At 73.6% G+C, this 13609-nt stretch carries 13 protein-coding genes; 4 read left to right on the plus strand and 9 right to left on the minus strand.

Going from position 1 to position 13609, the window contains the following annotated elements:
• Window positions 1–69: 69 nt before the first annotated feature.
• The 5 genes from AB0947_RS02250 to miaA all read right to left on the minus strand — a co-directional run bounded on the left by AB0947_RS02250 (window position 70) and on the right by miaA (window position 7012).
• Window positions 70–1593 carry a M1 family metallopeptidase gene (locus tag AB0947_RS02250; RefSeq protein ID WP_366748380.1) on the minus strand — a complete coding sequence of 508 codons (1524 nt, stop codon included), beginning with the start codon at window positions 1591–1593 and terminating at the stop codon, window positions 70–72.
• Window positions 1594–1675: 82 nt separating this feature from the next.
• Complete coding sequence (locus tag AB0947_RS02255; protein WP_366748381.1) at window positions 1676–4111, minus strand: HD domain-containing protein; 2436 nt, start codon at window positions 4109–4111, stop codon at window positions 1676–1678.
• Between the two features lie 186 nt (window positions 4112–4297).
• A complete protein-coding gene (gene dapF, locus AB0947_RS02260; protein ID WP_366748382.1) occupies window positions 4298–5167 on the minus strand; it encodes a diaminopimelate epimerase in 870 nt (289 codons plus the stop codon).
• Between the two features lie 97 nt (window positions 5168–5264).
• The gene (locus AB0947_RS02265) at window positions 5265–5699 is read right to left on the minus strand and encodes a hypothetical protein (RefSeq protein WP_366748437.1); all 435 of its coding nucleotides are present in this window, start codon (window positions 5697–5699) and stop codon (window positions 5265–5267) included.
• 374 nt (window positions 5700–6073) lie between these two features.
• The gene (gene miaA / locus AB0947_RS02270) at window positions 6074–7012 is read right to left on the minus strand and encodes a tRNA (adenosine(37)-N6)-dimethylallyltransferase MiaA (RefSeq protein ID WP_366748383.1); all 939 of its coding nucleotides are present in this window, start codon (window positions 7010–7012) and stop codon (window positions 6074–6076) included.
• A 182-nt stretch (window positions 7013–7194) separates the two neighbouring features.
• Here miaA and AB0947_RS02275 point away from each other — a divergent pair, with 182 nt between their 5' ends.
• Window positions 7195–7488, plus strand: a complete 294-nt coding sequence (locus tag AB0947_RS02275; RefSeq protein ID WP_366748384.1) for a hypothetical protein — start codon at window positions 7195–7197, stop codon at window positions 7486–7488.
• Between the two features lie 24 nt (window positions 7489–7512).
• Entirely contained in the window at window positions 7513–7800 is a 288-nt protein-coding gene (locus AB0947_RS02280) for an antitoxin (RefSeq protein ID WP_366748385.1), read from the plus strand.
• Between the two features lie 138 nt (window positions 7801–7938).
• Here the strand turns inward: AB0947_RS02280 and AB0947_RS02285 are convergent, their stop codons facing one another.
• The 3 genes from AB0947_RS02285 to miaB all read right to left on the minus strand — a co-directional run bounded on the left by AB0947_RS02285 (window position 7939) and on the right by miaB (window position 10562).
• Window positions 7939–8652: a class III extradiol dioxygenase subunit B-like domain-containing protein gene (locus AB0947_RS02285; protein WP_366748386.1), complete on the minus strand. Its 714-nt coding sequence runs from the start codon at window positions 8650–8652 to the stop codon at window positions 7939–7941.
• 36 nt (window positions 8653–8688) lie between these two features.
• The gene (locus tag AB0947_RS02290) at window positions 8689–8958 is read right to left on the minus strand and encodes a hypothetical protein (protein WP_366748387.1); all 270 of its coding nucleotides are present in this window, start codon (window positions 8956–8958) and stop codon (window positions 8689–8691) included.
• Window positions 8959–9032: 74 nt separating this feature from the next.
• On the minus strand, window positions 9033–10562 hold the full coding sequence (gene miaB, locus AB0947_RS02295; RefSeq protein WP_366748388.1) for a tRNA (N6-isopentenyl adenosine(37)-C2)-methylthiotransferase MiaB: 1530 nt from the start codon (window positions 10560–10562) through the stop codon (window positions 9033–9035).
• Window positions 10563–10870: 308 nt separating this feature from the next.
• Here miaB and AB0947_RS02300 point away from each other — a divergent pair, with 308 nt between their 5' ends.
• Both AB0947_RS02300 and AB0947_RS02305 read left to right on the plus strand, forming a co-directional pair.
• On the plus strand, window positions 10871–11392 hold the full coding sequence (locus AB0947_RS02300; RefSeq protein ID WP_366748389.1) for a regulator component: 522 nt from the start codon (window positions 10871–10873) through the stop codon (window positions 11390–11392).
• Window positions 11385–12533, plus strand: a complete 1149-nt coding sequence (locus AB0947_RS02305) for an MAB_1171c family putative transporter (protein ID WP_366748390.1) — start codon at window positions 11385–11387, stop codon at window positions 12531–12533. The genes AB0947_RS02300 and AB0947_RS02305 overlap by 8 nt, the downstream gene beginning before the upstream one ends.
• 199 nt (window positions 12534–12732) lie before the next feature.
• On the opposite strand, the gene AB0947_RS02310 is transcribed toward AB0947_RS02305, so the two are convergent.
• Window positions 12733–13569, minus strand: a complete 837-nt coding sequence (locus tag AB0947_RS02310; RefSeq protein WP_366748391.1) for an SDR family oxidoreductase — start codon at window positions 13567–13569, stop codon at window positions 12733–12735.
• Between the last annotated feature and the right edge of the window lie 40 nt (window positions 13570–13609).

Genomic DNA, 13609 nt, shown 5'->3' on the forward strand with positions numbered 1-13609 from the left:
GCGCCGACCTCTAGATGGTCGCACGGTACGGCACGTCTCGTCATCGGGTTATCGCCGGGCGTCACCGGGTCACCGCCGGGCGCGCGGCGGGTCGGGCCGGGCCGATGCCGTCTGCTTCCAGTCCGGGTGGCCGGGCATCGGCGGGGTCTTCTCGCCGTAGAGCCAGGCCTTGAAGAAGCCGCTCAGGTCGCGGCCCGCGATGGCCGAGGCCAGCCGGACGAAGTCGGCGGTGGTGGCGGTGGCGTCCTGGTGCTCACGGACCCAGATCCGCTCCAGCCGCTCGAAGGCCGGCCGGCCGATCTCCTGGCGCAGGGCGTAGAGGGCGAGGGCGGCGCCGTCGTAGATGTTGGGCCGGAAGATGCTGATCTTCTGGCCCGGGGCGGGCGGCTTGGGCCGGGCGGGCGGGCCGCCGGCCTCGCGCCAGCGGTCGGAGGCGCCGTAGGCGGCCTTCATCCGCTCCTCCATCGGCCGGTTCGCCGTCTCCTCGGCGTACAGCGCCTCGTACCAGGTGGCGTGGCCCTCGTTCAGCCAGACGTCGGACCAGGTGCGGGGGGTGACGCTGTCCCCGAACCACTGGTGGGACAGCTCGTGCACCATGATCGACTCGATGTACCACTTGGGGTAGGCGGGCTCGGTGAACAGGTCCTTCTCGAAGAGCGAGAGGGTCTGTGTCTCCAGTTCGAAGCCCGTGGAGGCCTGGGCCATGAGCAGGCCGTAGGTCTCGAAGGGGTAGCGGCCGACCTTGCTCTCCATCCAGGCGATCTGGTCGGGCGTCTTCGCGAGCCACGGTTCGAGTACCTTGCGGTCGCTCGCGGGTACGACGTCACGCACGGGCAGGCCGTGGGGGCCCTCGCGGCGCGGCACGGCCGAGCGGCCGATCGAGACCTGGGCGAGTTCGGTGGCCATGGGGTGCTGGGTGCGGTAGGTCCAGGTGGTGGTGTTGCCGACCCGGTCGGCGCCGGCGGGCAGGCCGTTGGCGACGGCGGTGTAGCCGTTCGGAGCGGTGATCCGGAAGGTGAACATCGCCTTGTCGGACGGGTGGTCGTTGCACGGGAACACCAGGTGGGCGGCGTCGGCCTGGTTCGCCATGGCGAGGCCGTCGGAGGTGCGCACCCAGCCGCCCTGCTGGTCCTTGCCGTAGACGGGGTCGCTGGTGTGGCGCACGGTGATCCGGGTCCGGCTGCCCTCGGCCAGGGGGTGCTCCGGGGTGACGACCAGGTCCTCGCCCGCGCTGGTGAAGTCCGCGGGGCGGCCGTCGACCTCGACCGACCGCACGGTGCCGTGCGCGAAGTCCAGGTTGAGGCGCTGCAGGTCGGCGGTGGTCCAGGCGTCGATGGTGGTGACGGCCTGGAGCGGCTTGTCGTTGCTGCCGGGGTAGGTGAGGGACAGGTCGTACGAGGCGACGTCGTAGCCCGGGTTGCCGAGGTAGGGGAAGAGCCGGTCGCCGACGCCGAGCGGCTCGGGCGGCGCCGCGGCGGCCAGGAGGCAGACGGAGACGGCGGAGGCGAGCAGGGCCGCCTTCCGGTGCCGGGAGGGCTTGGGCGTGGTCCGGGTGACGGCGGTCCGGGGCCGGGAGCGGGGGGTGAGCGGCATGGACCACCGCTACCAGTGGCCGCCCGCCCCACGGTGACGACGCGCGACCGGCCCACTCGAACGGGTGCGCCCGACGCCGTCGTCAGGACGCCCGCGGCTGGTGCTGGGCCCTCCGCACGTCGTACACCCCCGGTACGTCCCGCATGGCGCGCATCAGGGCCGGCAGGTGGGCCGCGTCGGGCAACTCGAGGGTGTAGGTGTGGCGCACCTGCTGCTGGGTGGGGGGTTCGACGGTGGCGGAGACGATCTCGACGCCCTGCGAGGCGATCGCCTCGGTGAGGTCGGCGAGGAGATGGGGGCGGCCGAACGATTCAGCGACCAGGGTGACCCGGCACTCGGCGGTGTCCCCCCAGCGCACGCCGATCTCCGCGCGCCCCCGGCTCTTCATGTGCGCCACCGCCGCACACTCCACGCGGTGCACGGTCACCACTCCCCCGCGCACCGCGAACCCGGTGATCTCGTCCGGCGGTACGGGTGTGCAGCACCCGGCGAGCCGTGCCGCGGCACCGGGCCGGTCCACGAGGACGTCGGCGCGCCGCAAGCGCGGGGCGGGGGCACCGTCGCCGGGGCGCGCCGGCGCGGTCCCCGGAGCCGCTGCGGGGCGGCGGGCGGAGGGTTCCGCGGCGCGGGTGCCGGACGGCTCGGCGCGGTGGGCCGCGGAGGGGTCTGGGCGGCCGGTGGTGGCTGCGGGGCCGGTCGAAGACGTCTCCCCCGCCCGGGCCGGCGCCGTGCCCGGTTCGGGGGCGGTCTCGGCGCGGGTGCTGCCCGGCTCGCCCGGACCGGCCGGCTCCGCCGGGTCGGTGCCGCCGGCGGGGTGGGTCGCCAGCCAGCGCTGGATGGCGATGCGGGCGGCCGGGGTGTGCGCGTGCTCCAGCCACTCGCGGGAGGGTTCGGAGGCCGGGTCCTGGCCCATCAGCAGCTGCACCGTGTCACCGTCGCGCAGGACCGTGCTGAGGGTGGCCAGCCGGCCGTTGACGCGGGCGCCGATGCAGGCGTGCGCGTCCTCGCCGTACTGCGCGTAGGCGGCGTCCACGCAGGTGGCGCCCTCGGGCAGGCCGAGCGTGCCGCCGTCGGGGCGGAAGACGGTGATCTCGCGGTCCTGGGCGAGGTCCTCGCGCAGGGTGGACCAGAAGGTGTCGGGGTCGGGGGCGGCCCGCTGCCAGTCGAGGAGGCGGGAGAGCCAGCCGGGGCGGGTGGGATCGGCGCGCTCACCGTCGGCCGAGGCACCAAAGGACGGGACGCCGGAAGACGAGGCACCCGAAGACGGGGCGCCGGCCGGGGCGGTGCCGGACGCGGGAGTGCCGGACGCGGAAGGGTCGGCGGCGGGTGCGTACGGGTTGCCGAGGGCCACCACACCGGCCTCCGCCACCTTGTGCATCTGGTGGGTGCGGATGAGGACTTCGACCATCTGGCCGTCTGGGCGGGCGACGGCGGTGTGCAGGGACTGGTAGAGGTTGAACTTCGGTACGGCGATGAAGTCCTTGAACTCCGACACCACCGGCGTCATGCACGTGTGGAGTTCGCCGAGGACGCCGTAACAGTCCGCGTCCTCGTTCACCAGCACCAGCAGGCGGCCGAAGTCGGCGCCGCGCAGCCGTCCGCGTTTGCGGGCCACGCGGTGGACGGAGACGAAGTGCCGGGGACGGATGAGGACTTCGGCCGGGATGCCGGACTCGCGCAGCACCCCGCGCACCTCGTCGGCGACCTCGGCGAGGGGGTCGCCGGGGCGGGCGGCGTTCTCCGCGATGAGTTCTCTGGTGTGCTCGTACTCCCCGGGGTGGAGGATGGCGAAGACCAGGTCCTCCAGCTCGGTCTTCAGGGCCTGTACGCCGAGGCGTTCGGCGAGCGGGATGAGGACGTCACGGGTGACCTTGGCGATCCGCTCCTGCTTCTCGGGACGCATCACGCCGAGGGTGCGCATGTTGTGCAGGCGGTCGGCGAGTTTGATCGACATCACGCGCACGTCGTTGCCGGTGGCGACGAGCATCTTGCGGAAGGTCTCCGGCTCGGCGGCGGCTCCGTAGTCGACCTTCTCCAGTTTCGTGACGCCGTCGACCAGGTAACGCACCTCCTCCCCGAACTGTTCCCGCACCTGATCCAGCGTCACCTCGGTGTCCTCGACCGTGTCGTGGAGCAGGGACGCGGTCAACGTGGTGGTCTCGGCACCGAGTTCGGCCAGGATCAGGGTGACGGCGAGCGGGTGCGTGATGTACGGCTCACCGCTCTTGCGCATCTGGCCGCGGTGCGAGGACTCCGCCAGGACGTAGGCGCGGCGCAGGGGTTCGAGGTCGGCGTCGGGATGGTGGGCGCGGTGCGCCTCCACGACATGGCTGATCGCGTCGGGCAGTTTGCCGCGGACCGCGGGGCCGAGCAGCGCGGCCCGGCCCAGTCGGCGCAGATCGATCCGGGGCCGGGACTTCCTGCGCGCCGCCGCGGGCGCCACGGACGCTGTGAGCGCTTGTGGCGCTGTGGGCGCTACCGGGCCAGCGGTCGCAGGATTCGTGGCCTCCGCACTCATGGGCACCTCCGGCTCGTGGACCGGCGGACGGGGCCCCAGGGCGTACGCGGCTCAGGGATGGCGACGTTCCCCCGTCCGTGCCGGTGCTTGATGCTACCGAGCCCACCACGTGCGACAGACCGCCTCTCGCCGAGCGTGAAACGGATCACCCTTTCGAGCGATGGAATCGAGGTTTAGGGTCGCGGGTCAGCCGAACGCGTGAGCCAGCCACTCGGCGTCGATCTCGCCCTCGGCCACGATCACGGCGGGACCGGTCATCTCGATCTCGCCGTCCGGCCGCTCGGTGATGGCGAGGCGGCCCCCGGGCACGTCGACGGTGTACGTCGCCGGGGTGCCGGTGACGGCCGGGTCGGTGCCGTCCCGCCGGGCGGTGGCCACGGCGACGGCGCACGCGCCCGTGCCGCACGAGCGGGTCTCGCCGGAGCCGCGCTCGTGCACGCGCATGGCGACGTGGCGGGGGCCGCGGTCGACGACGAACTCGACGTTCACGCCGTCCGGGTAGGCGGCCGCCGGGCTGACCGGCGGCGCGGTGTACAGGTCGCCGGCGTGCGCCAGGTCGGCCACGAAGGCCACCGCGTGCGGGTTGCCCATGTTCACGTTGCGCGCGGGCCAGCTGCGCTCACCGACGGTGACCGTGACGTCTCCCTCGGGGAGGCGGGCGCGGCCCATGCCGACGGTGATGTCGCCGTCCTTCGCGATGTGGACGGTCTTCACGCCCGCGCGCGTGGCGATGGTGAGGTCGCCTTCGGCGACGTGTCCGGCGTGCTGGAGGTAGCGCGCGAACACACGGACGCCGTTGCCGCACATCTCGGCGACCGAGCCGTCGCCGTTGCGGTAGTCCATGAACCACTCGGCCTCGGCGGCCATGCCCCGCGCCTCCGCGTGAGCAGCGGACCGTACGACGTGCAGCACACCGTCGCCGCCGAGGCCCGCCCGGCGGTCGCACAGGGCGGCGACGGCGGCCGGGGACAGCTCGATGGCGTTCTCGGGGTCCGGGACGATCACAAAGTCGTTCTCGGTGCCGTGACCCTTGAGGAAGGCGATCCGTGTGCTCATCCCTCGATCGTACGGGGTGGGTACGACAGCGCCCGTTCGGGCGGGCCCGGCTTCACCCGCGGGGTCTTTCGGGCAGCCCCGGCTTCACCCGCGGGCCCTAGCGCAGGCGCGCCACCCGCCACACCGCGAGCACGACGACCACGACCACCAGGAGCACGTACCCGAGCACGACCCGCCAGTCGGGGCGGTGGCCGGAGCCGCGCGGGGGCAGGCCGGGCCAGGTGTAGCCCACCCGGCGGGCGGCCATCATGCCCCAGCCCGCCGCGCAGGAGCAGATCAGCAGCCCGAGCATGGCGATGACCGCGCCGCTGTCGCCGAAGTCGAAGGCGAGCGGGAAGGCGAACATCAGAGAGCCGACGGCGGCCAGACCCACGATGGGGGCGAGCTGCCAGATGCGCAGCCGGCGCTGCGGGCGCAGCTCGACCTCGACCTCCGGTCCGCCCGGGTACATCTCCTCGGGCGCCGGCCCGTCGGCGGTCACCCCGCCCACGGTGTCGTCGGGCCCGTCGTCGGCCAGGGGGTCCTCGGGCAGGCGGTCGCCGGAGAGACCACCGGCCCCGGAAAGCCGGTCGTCGGAGAGGGTGATCTCCGTCAGGTGGTCCTCGCGCAGGTAGCCCTCGCCGAGGCCGTCGTCGGAGGCGGCGGCGTCGAGCAGGCCGCCGTCGCACGCCCGTCCGTCGGCAAGCCCGTTCACCCGTGGACGGTCCTCACCGGGGTCGGGGCCGCTCCGGCCCGGTTCGTCACTCTCTGTGGTGACGTGCTCGGCACTTCGTGCGGTGTCGCGAGGGCCGGCCTCCATCGCCACGCGCCCTCCCAACTAGGCTCCACTTGGTCGATCGAAGCTCGATGATGGCACGGCGCCCGAGGCCGCGATGACCGGCGGCGCATCCCGATGCCATGACGTGATCAGGCTGTGACCGGTCGTTCGACCAACGCCAGGGCCTGCTGCGGAAGTTCCCGGCGGTCCGCCGCGGCCCCACTCAACCAGTGCACCCGGGGATCGCGCCTGAACCATGAATCCTGGCGGCGCGCGAAGCGCTTGGTGGCACGGACGGTCTCGGCCCGCGCTTCCGCTTCGGTGCACTCCCCGGCGAGTGCCGCCAGCACCTGCTGGTAGCCGAGCGCGCGCGACGCCGTGCGCCCCTCGCGCAGGCCCTGCGCCTCCAGTGCGCGCACCTCCGCCACGAGGCCCGCCTCCCACATGCGGTCGACGCGCCGCGCGATGCGGTCGTCCAGTTCCGGACGAGCCACGTCGACACCGATCTGGACGGTGTCGTAGACGGAGTCGTGACCGGGCAGGTTGGCCGTGAAGGGCTGCCCGGTGATCTCGATCACTTCCAGGGCGCGGACGATACGGCGGCCGTTGCCGGGCAGGATCGCGCGGGCGGCCTCCGGGTCGGCGGCGGCCAGCCGGGCGTGCAACGCGCCCGAACCGCGCAGCGCCAGCTCCTCCTCCAGGCGGGCCCGGACCTCCGGGTCGGTGCCGGGGAACTCCAGATTGTCGACGGCGCCACGGACGTACAGACCGGAGCCGCCGACCAGGATGGGCCAGCGGCCCTCGGCGAGCAGTGCGTCGATCCGCGCGCGGGCCAGTCTCTGGTACTCGGCGACCGACGCGGTGACCGTCACCTCCCAGATGTCCAGCAGGTGGTGCGGGACGCCTCCGCGTTCCTCGGGCGTCAGCTTGGCGGTACCGATGTCCATCCCTCGGTACAGCTGCATGGAGTCGGCGTTGACGATCTCGCCGCCGAGCCGCTGGGCCAGGAAGACGCCGAGATCGGACTTTCCGGCCGCGGTGGGACCGACGACGGCGATGACGCGGGGGGCGGGGGGTGCACTGCTCACCGCACCAGTCTCGCAAACCTCCCGGTGAGGTCTCGAACGAGTTACGTGACGGCGTACGTCCCGGGTCGTTGCCCGTGCGAGGTGCCGCCCGCCGGGCTGCTGGGGGCGGTGACCCGGGCGGCGCAACCTTACGCACCGGGTGACGCGGGAATTCGCCCGCACGAGTACCGTATGGAGTGGACATGGGCGTGTTTGCACGGCTTCTCGGCCGATCGAAGGCGGCTCCGGAGGCGTCGGCCACGGCGGCGGGCGCCGGCACGGAGCCGGAAGGGGCCGAGGCGGAGCAGGCGGAGGCGGCCGAGGCGACGGGAACCGGGCCGGCGGAGGCGAAGGACGCGTCCGGTGACGAGCAGGAGGACGGGACCGCGCGCCGGGACTCCGGCACGGACGACGCGTCCGAGGGCGCCGGGATCCCCTGGCAGCAGTCCGCGGGCGGGGCCGTCGACAGCGAGGCCGGCGACAGCGCCCACAGGTGATTGTCCCGCGAGGGAAGGTGGACCATGGGTCTGATGGACAACATGAAGGCCAAGCTGGGCCCGGCCAAGGACAAGGTGTCGGACCTCGCGCGGCAGCACGGGGACAAGGTCCAGCACGGGATCGACAAGGCCGCGAAGGCCGTCGACGAACGGACCAAGGGCAAGTACAGCGACAAGATCCACGCGGGCACGGGCAAGGCCAAGGAGGCGATGGACCGCCTCGCGCACAAGGGCGGCCCCGAGGCGGCGCCCCACGACACCATGCCCCCGACCCGTCCGGCCCACCCGGAGGGCCCGCCACCGGCTTCCTGACGAGCCGGCGGTCGTCCTGAGTGACCGCGCGCCCGGGGCGCCCCGTGATCCGCGGGGCACCCCGGGCGCGCGCTGTCCTCTTGAGGGCGCCGGCCTTCCCTAACGCGCGCGTACGGCGATCCGGTCCTCGGCCCGAGCTCAGGACCAGGTCGCGACCATGTACCCCACGCCGTACGGCGCGTCCTCGTACAGCAGTGCCCCGGTGAGGTCCGCGTCCTCGGCCGCGCCTGCCAGGATCTGCCAGGGGGCGCGGCCCGCGGCCTTCAGTTCGTGCGCCAGGGCCGGGTCCAGTGCGCGCAGGGCGGCCAGGTCCGCCGCGCCGAGCGCCCGGGCGGCCTCCGCGTCGAAGGGTGCCGCCCGCTCGTCCAGGTAGCCCGGCGCCTTGAGCGAGCGGCAGGCGCTGCCGTCCCCCATCACCAGCAGGGCCACCCGTCCGGCCCGGCCGGCCAGCTCCCGTCCGGTCCCGGCGCACCGCTCCGGCTCCAGCGTGTCCGCGACACCGAGTCCCTCGATCGGGGCATCGGACCAGCCGGTCCGCTCCAGCAGCCAGGCGCCGACGGCCAGGGAGACCGGCAGGCGACGCTCCGGGGCGGGGTGTCCGGCGGGCCCCAGGCGCACGTCCAGATCGACCCCGAAACCGCGGAAGGTACCCGGGGCGCCCTGCGGGAACGGGCCGCGCCCGCCCTCCTCGGCGGTGCCGAGGACCACCAGCAGGTCGGGGCGGGCGGCGGCGAGCACGCCGAGCGCGTCCGTGCAGGCGGTGCGGGCGGTGTCCAGTTCTGGTGCGGCACCCGCGGCGACCTCGGGCACGAGCAGGGGCGGGCAGGGGCAGGCTGCAGCGGCGACAAGCATGATCGGCAGCGTAACCCCGCGAGCGGAGAGCGCGTGTCACTCCTCGATCAGCACGTCCGTCAGGTCGATCACCGTCAGGACCAGCACCACGAGCTTGCCGTCGCTGATCACGTACTCGACGAAGAGGTTGCGGGAGAGCGCGATCTCCCGCGTCGCCTCGTCACCCCCGACGGGGTGGGAGAGCTTGTGCCGTGGGTCGGACACCAGGATGGCCAGTCCGCGCTCCAGCACGTCCCGCCGGTCGGCGGGCAGGCTGTCGCGCACGCGGGCGGCCCGCTCGGTGAACTCGACGCCGTACGGCAACACGTGGTGCTCCTTCCCGCCCCGCGCGGTGTGCCGGGAGCGTGCCGCTCCCTCCCGTCCCGCAGTGTGCCAGGACCTCAGTCGCAGCCGCAGGCGCTCGCCGTGGCCGCCGGCATCGGCGCCGGGACGCCGATCTTCGGCAGGCCGAGCATGACGCCCGCCGGCTTGGCGGCCGCCGCGGCGGTGCGCTTCTCCCAGGCGTCCCCGGCGCGCGTGCGGCGCACCCCGAGGACGGGGCCCTCGGCGAGGAGGTGGTGCGGGGCGGCGTACGTGACCTCGACGGTGACGACGTCGCCGGGGCGCACCTCCTGGTCCGGCTTGGTGAAGTGGACGAGGCGGTTGTCGGGGGCGCGGCCGGAGAGACGGTGGGTGGCGCCGTCCTTGCGGCCCTCGCCCTCCGCGACCATCAGCTCCAGCGTGCGGCCGACCTGCTTCTTGTTCTCCTCCCAGGAGATCTCTTCCTGGAGGGCGACCAGCCGCTCGTAGCGCGCCTGGACGACCTCCTTGGGGATCTGGCCCTCCATGGTCGCGGCGGGCGTGCCGGGGCGCTTGGAGTACTGGAAGGTGAAGGCCTGCGCGAAGCGGGCCTCGCGGACGACGTGCAGCGTCTGCTCGAAGTCCTCCTCGGTCTCGCCGGGGAAGCCCACGATGATGTCGGTGGTGATCGCGGCGTGCGGGATGGCCGCTCGCACCTTCTCGATGATCCCCAGGTAGCGGTCCTGACGGTACGAGCGGCGCATCGCCTTCAGGACGGTGTCCGAGCCGGACTGGAGCGGCATGTGCAGCTGCGGCATCACGTTCGGCGTCTCGGCCATGGCGGCGATGACGTCGTCGGTGAAGTCGCGCGGGTGGGGGGAGGTGAAGCGGACCCGCTCCAGGCCCTCGATGGTCCCGCAGGCGCGCAACAGCTTGCTGAAGGCCTCACGGTCGCCGATGTCGGAGCCGTAGGCGTTGACGTTCTGGCCGAGCAGGGTGATCTCGGAGACGCCCTCGCCGACCAGGGCCTCGATCTCGGCGAGGATGTCGCCGGGGCGGCGGTCCTTCTCCTTGCCGCGCAGGGCCGGGACGATACAGAAGGTGCACGTGTTGTTGCAGCCGACGGAGATCGACACCCAGGCCGCGTAGGCGCTCTCGCGGCGGGTCGGCAGCGTGGAGGGGAAGGCCTCCAGGGACTCGGCGATCTCGACCTGCGCCTCCTCCTGGACCCGGGCGCGCTCCAGCAGGACGGGCAGCTTGCCGATGTTGTGCGTGCCGAAGACGACGTCCACCCAGGGCGCCTTCTTCACGATGGTGTCCCGGTCCTTCTGCGCCAGACAGCCGCCGACCGCGATCTGCATGCCGGGGCGGGAGGCCTTCTTCGGCGCGAGCCGGCCGAGGTTGCCGTAGAGCCGGTTGTCGGCGTTCTCCCGGACCGCGCAGGTGTTGAACACGACGACGTCGGCGTCACCGTCCGAGCCCTCGGGGGCGCGCACGTACCCGGCGTCTTCGAGCAGCCCGGCCAATCGCTCGGAATCGTGGACGTTCATCTGGCACCCGTAGGTGCGGATTTCGTAACTCTTGGATCCTTGAACGTCCACTGCCGGGCTCCGGTCGCTGCTGCTGGTCATGCGTCAAGGGTAGGCGGTCCCGGAGGGGGCGACGGCGGCCCTGCCGCCCGGCGGTCCCGGGCCCGGTCCCGCGGGGGTCCGGCGGGCTGTCCGCACCGAGTCCCCGCGGCGCCGGTCCCGGAGAAACCCCATGTGTGCGGGGCCGCCTGCCCGGGAACCCGCCGGGCGCGGCAGAAGGTTCAGGCCAAAGGGCGACCGATTTTCCGGGCAGGCGTGTGCAAGAGGGCGCGCGACCTGCTTAGGTGTGAGCCACAGTTTGTCCGCTGGTGAGGGAAGTGCTTTCTCGCCCGAACGGGGTGACACGGCAGGTGAGGAGAACGGGCGAGTACACCGCGCTACGGCGCCGGTGCACCGCGATCCTGCGCGATCTCGGGGTGCCCCGGTCGCTGTCCCTGGACGCGGTCCGCGAGCGGGTGGAAGAACTCCGGGGCCGTCCCCTCGTGCTGAGGGAGCTGCCCGAGGAGGTGGCGGCCGCCGGGGCCTGCGGCCTCTGGATGGCCACCGACAAGGCCGACTACGTCTTCTACGAGGCCCGGACCGCCCCGCTGCACCGGGAGCACATCATCCTCCACGAGATCGGCCACGTGCTGTGCGACCACCACCGGAGCCTCACGGACGACGGCGAGCAGCCGGCCGGTGACCTCCTGGTCGGGCTCCAGCCGCATGGCGTCACCCGGTTCAGGGCCAGGACCAGCTACACGAACACCGAGGAACAGGAAGCCGAGATGATCGCCACCCTGATCCAGAGCGCCGGGACCGCGGGCCGGGCCGCCGGGCCCGTGGGCCGGCTCGGCGCGTTCCTCGGGGTGACGGCCGACGCCGGTGGATGAGCTGGCGGCCAGGGCCGGACTCGCCGGCGTCCTCGCCCTGTGGTCCGCCCTCGTCTGGCGGGCCCGGCCGGCACTGCGCCACTCCCAGCAGCGGGGACTCTGGCTCACCGTGCTGGCGGCGACCATCGCGATCACCCTCTTCCAGCCCCGGATCGTCGGCCCGCTCACGTCGGCCGGCCTCGACGTCCACACGGTGTCCCTCGTCCGCAATCTGATCGGCGTGCTCAGCGCGGGGCTGGTCCTGCTCTTCGTGGTCGACTCCAGCGGTCCTCCGCGGCTGCGCCGCCACGTGGCGGTGGGGATGACGGCGGCCCTCGTCTCGTTGCTCCTCCTGGACCTGCTGCACGTCGGAAGGGGGACGGCGTCCGCCCAGGGGCCCGCGTCCGGCGCGTCCGCCTACTGGCTGATCCTCATCGCCGCCCATCTCGCCGGTGACGCCGTCGCCCTCGTGGTCTGCTGGCGGTACAGCCTGCGGACGGCCGAGCGCGATCTGGTGTGGTCGCTGCGTCTGTTCGCGGCGGGCAGCGTGCTCGCCCTCGCCTTCTGGTCCGGCTACCTCTGGCACCTCTACGACCGTGCCCCGCGCCTGCTCCCCTACCTGACCGTGATCATGAGTGTGCACGGCTTCCTGCGGGCGGCGTCCCTGCTGGTCCCCAGCGCGAGCGCCGTCGTCCGGTCGGCCGGCGCGCTGCGGACGGTCTGGCGGCTGTGGCCGCTGTGGCGCGACCTGGTGACGGCGGTGCCCGACGTGGCCCTCGCCAGGCCGCGGCGGTCCCGGCTCCAGGAGGTGCTGTGGCCGCGCCTCCCACCAGCCCTGCAGGCACACCGGCAGACCATCGAGACGTACGACGCCCTTCTGACACTCCAGCAGTACGTGCGGCCGGACGCCTACGAGAGCGCGTACCGGTACGCCCGGCGGGCGGGGGTACCGGACGACCGTCTGGCGTCCGCCGCGCTCGCCGGTGCCGTGGACCAGGCCCGGCGGGCCGTCCTCGCGGGCGTGCCACCGGCCGATCCCCAGCCCCTGCCGGGGGTGACGCACGGCAGTACCGGGACACTGCTCGGCATCGCCCGGATGTGGCCCGCGATGACCGGCGCGCTCCCCTGCCCCGACCGGACCCCGCCGGCCCAGCGGCGCTGAAGCCGGGCCGGCCGCCGGGAGCGTGGCCGGCCATGCTGAACGCCGGAGCGGCGTCGGGGCCAGGCCGCCCTGCTGAAGGCCGGCCCGACTGCGCCGAGGCCCCTCGGCCCCGCCGACATACCGGCCCGGCAGCACCGACGCCTCCACAGCCCGCCGAAAGACGCCCAGCAGCGACAAACCCCGTCGTGCTGGAGCCCGCTCAGCGGGCAGCCCCGGCGTCGTTCTCGCCGCCGCGGGGCGTGATCCGGTAGTCGAACGCGAGCGTTCCCGGATCGAGGGCGGTCGCGCCGCCGTCCACGGTGAGCACCGCGCCGTTGACGTACGACGCCGCCGGGGACAGCAGCCAGCCGATCGCCTCCGCCACCTCGCGCGGCTCACCCGGGCGCCCTTGCGGCAGCGGCCTCGTGGCCTCCGCGTAGGCCGCCTCGACCCCGTCACCCGGCAGTTCCGCCTCTGCGGCGAAGCGCGCCATGCGCCGGTCGGCCATCTCGGTGCGCACCCAGCCGGGACACACGATGTTGGCCCGCACCCCCTGGCGGCCGTAGTCGACGGCGACGGAACGGCACAGCTGGAGCAGGGCGGCCTTGGAGGTGGCGTACGGCGCGTTGCTCGTGCCGTTGCGCAGCGCGGACACCGACGCGACGGCGACCACCGCTCCCCGGGACGCCAGCAGGTGCGGGATCGAGGCGCGCAGCAGGAGGAGCGGACCGGTCACGTTGGTGCGCATCACCTCGTCCCAGTCCCGCAGCGACATGTCGCCCACGGCTCCGCCGCGCCCGATGCCCGCGTTCAGCACCAGCCCGTCGAGCCGTCCGTACGCGGCGAGGGCCGCCTGGACCAGCCCCTCGACGGCGTCGGGGTCCCCGACGTCGGACGGGTGCGCCAGCGCCCCCGTCTCCCGCGCGAGCTGCTCCAGGGGTTCGGTCCGGCGCCCGGAGACGACGACCTGGTGACCCGCCTCGGCCAGCAGCCGGGCCGTCGCCCGGCCGATGCCCGAGCCCGCGCCGGTCACGATGACAACGCGCTTGTCCTCCACCGCAGTTCAGGCCCCTTCACCGTGATCGCCGAGCAACACC

Origin of the sequence: Streptomyces sp. NPDC047841, assembly GCF_040704085.1 — a bacterium.
Taxonomy (GTDB): Bacteria; Actinomycetota; Actinomycetes; order Streptomycetales; family Streptomycetaceae; genus Streptomyces; species Streptomyces argyrophylli.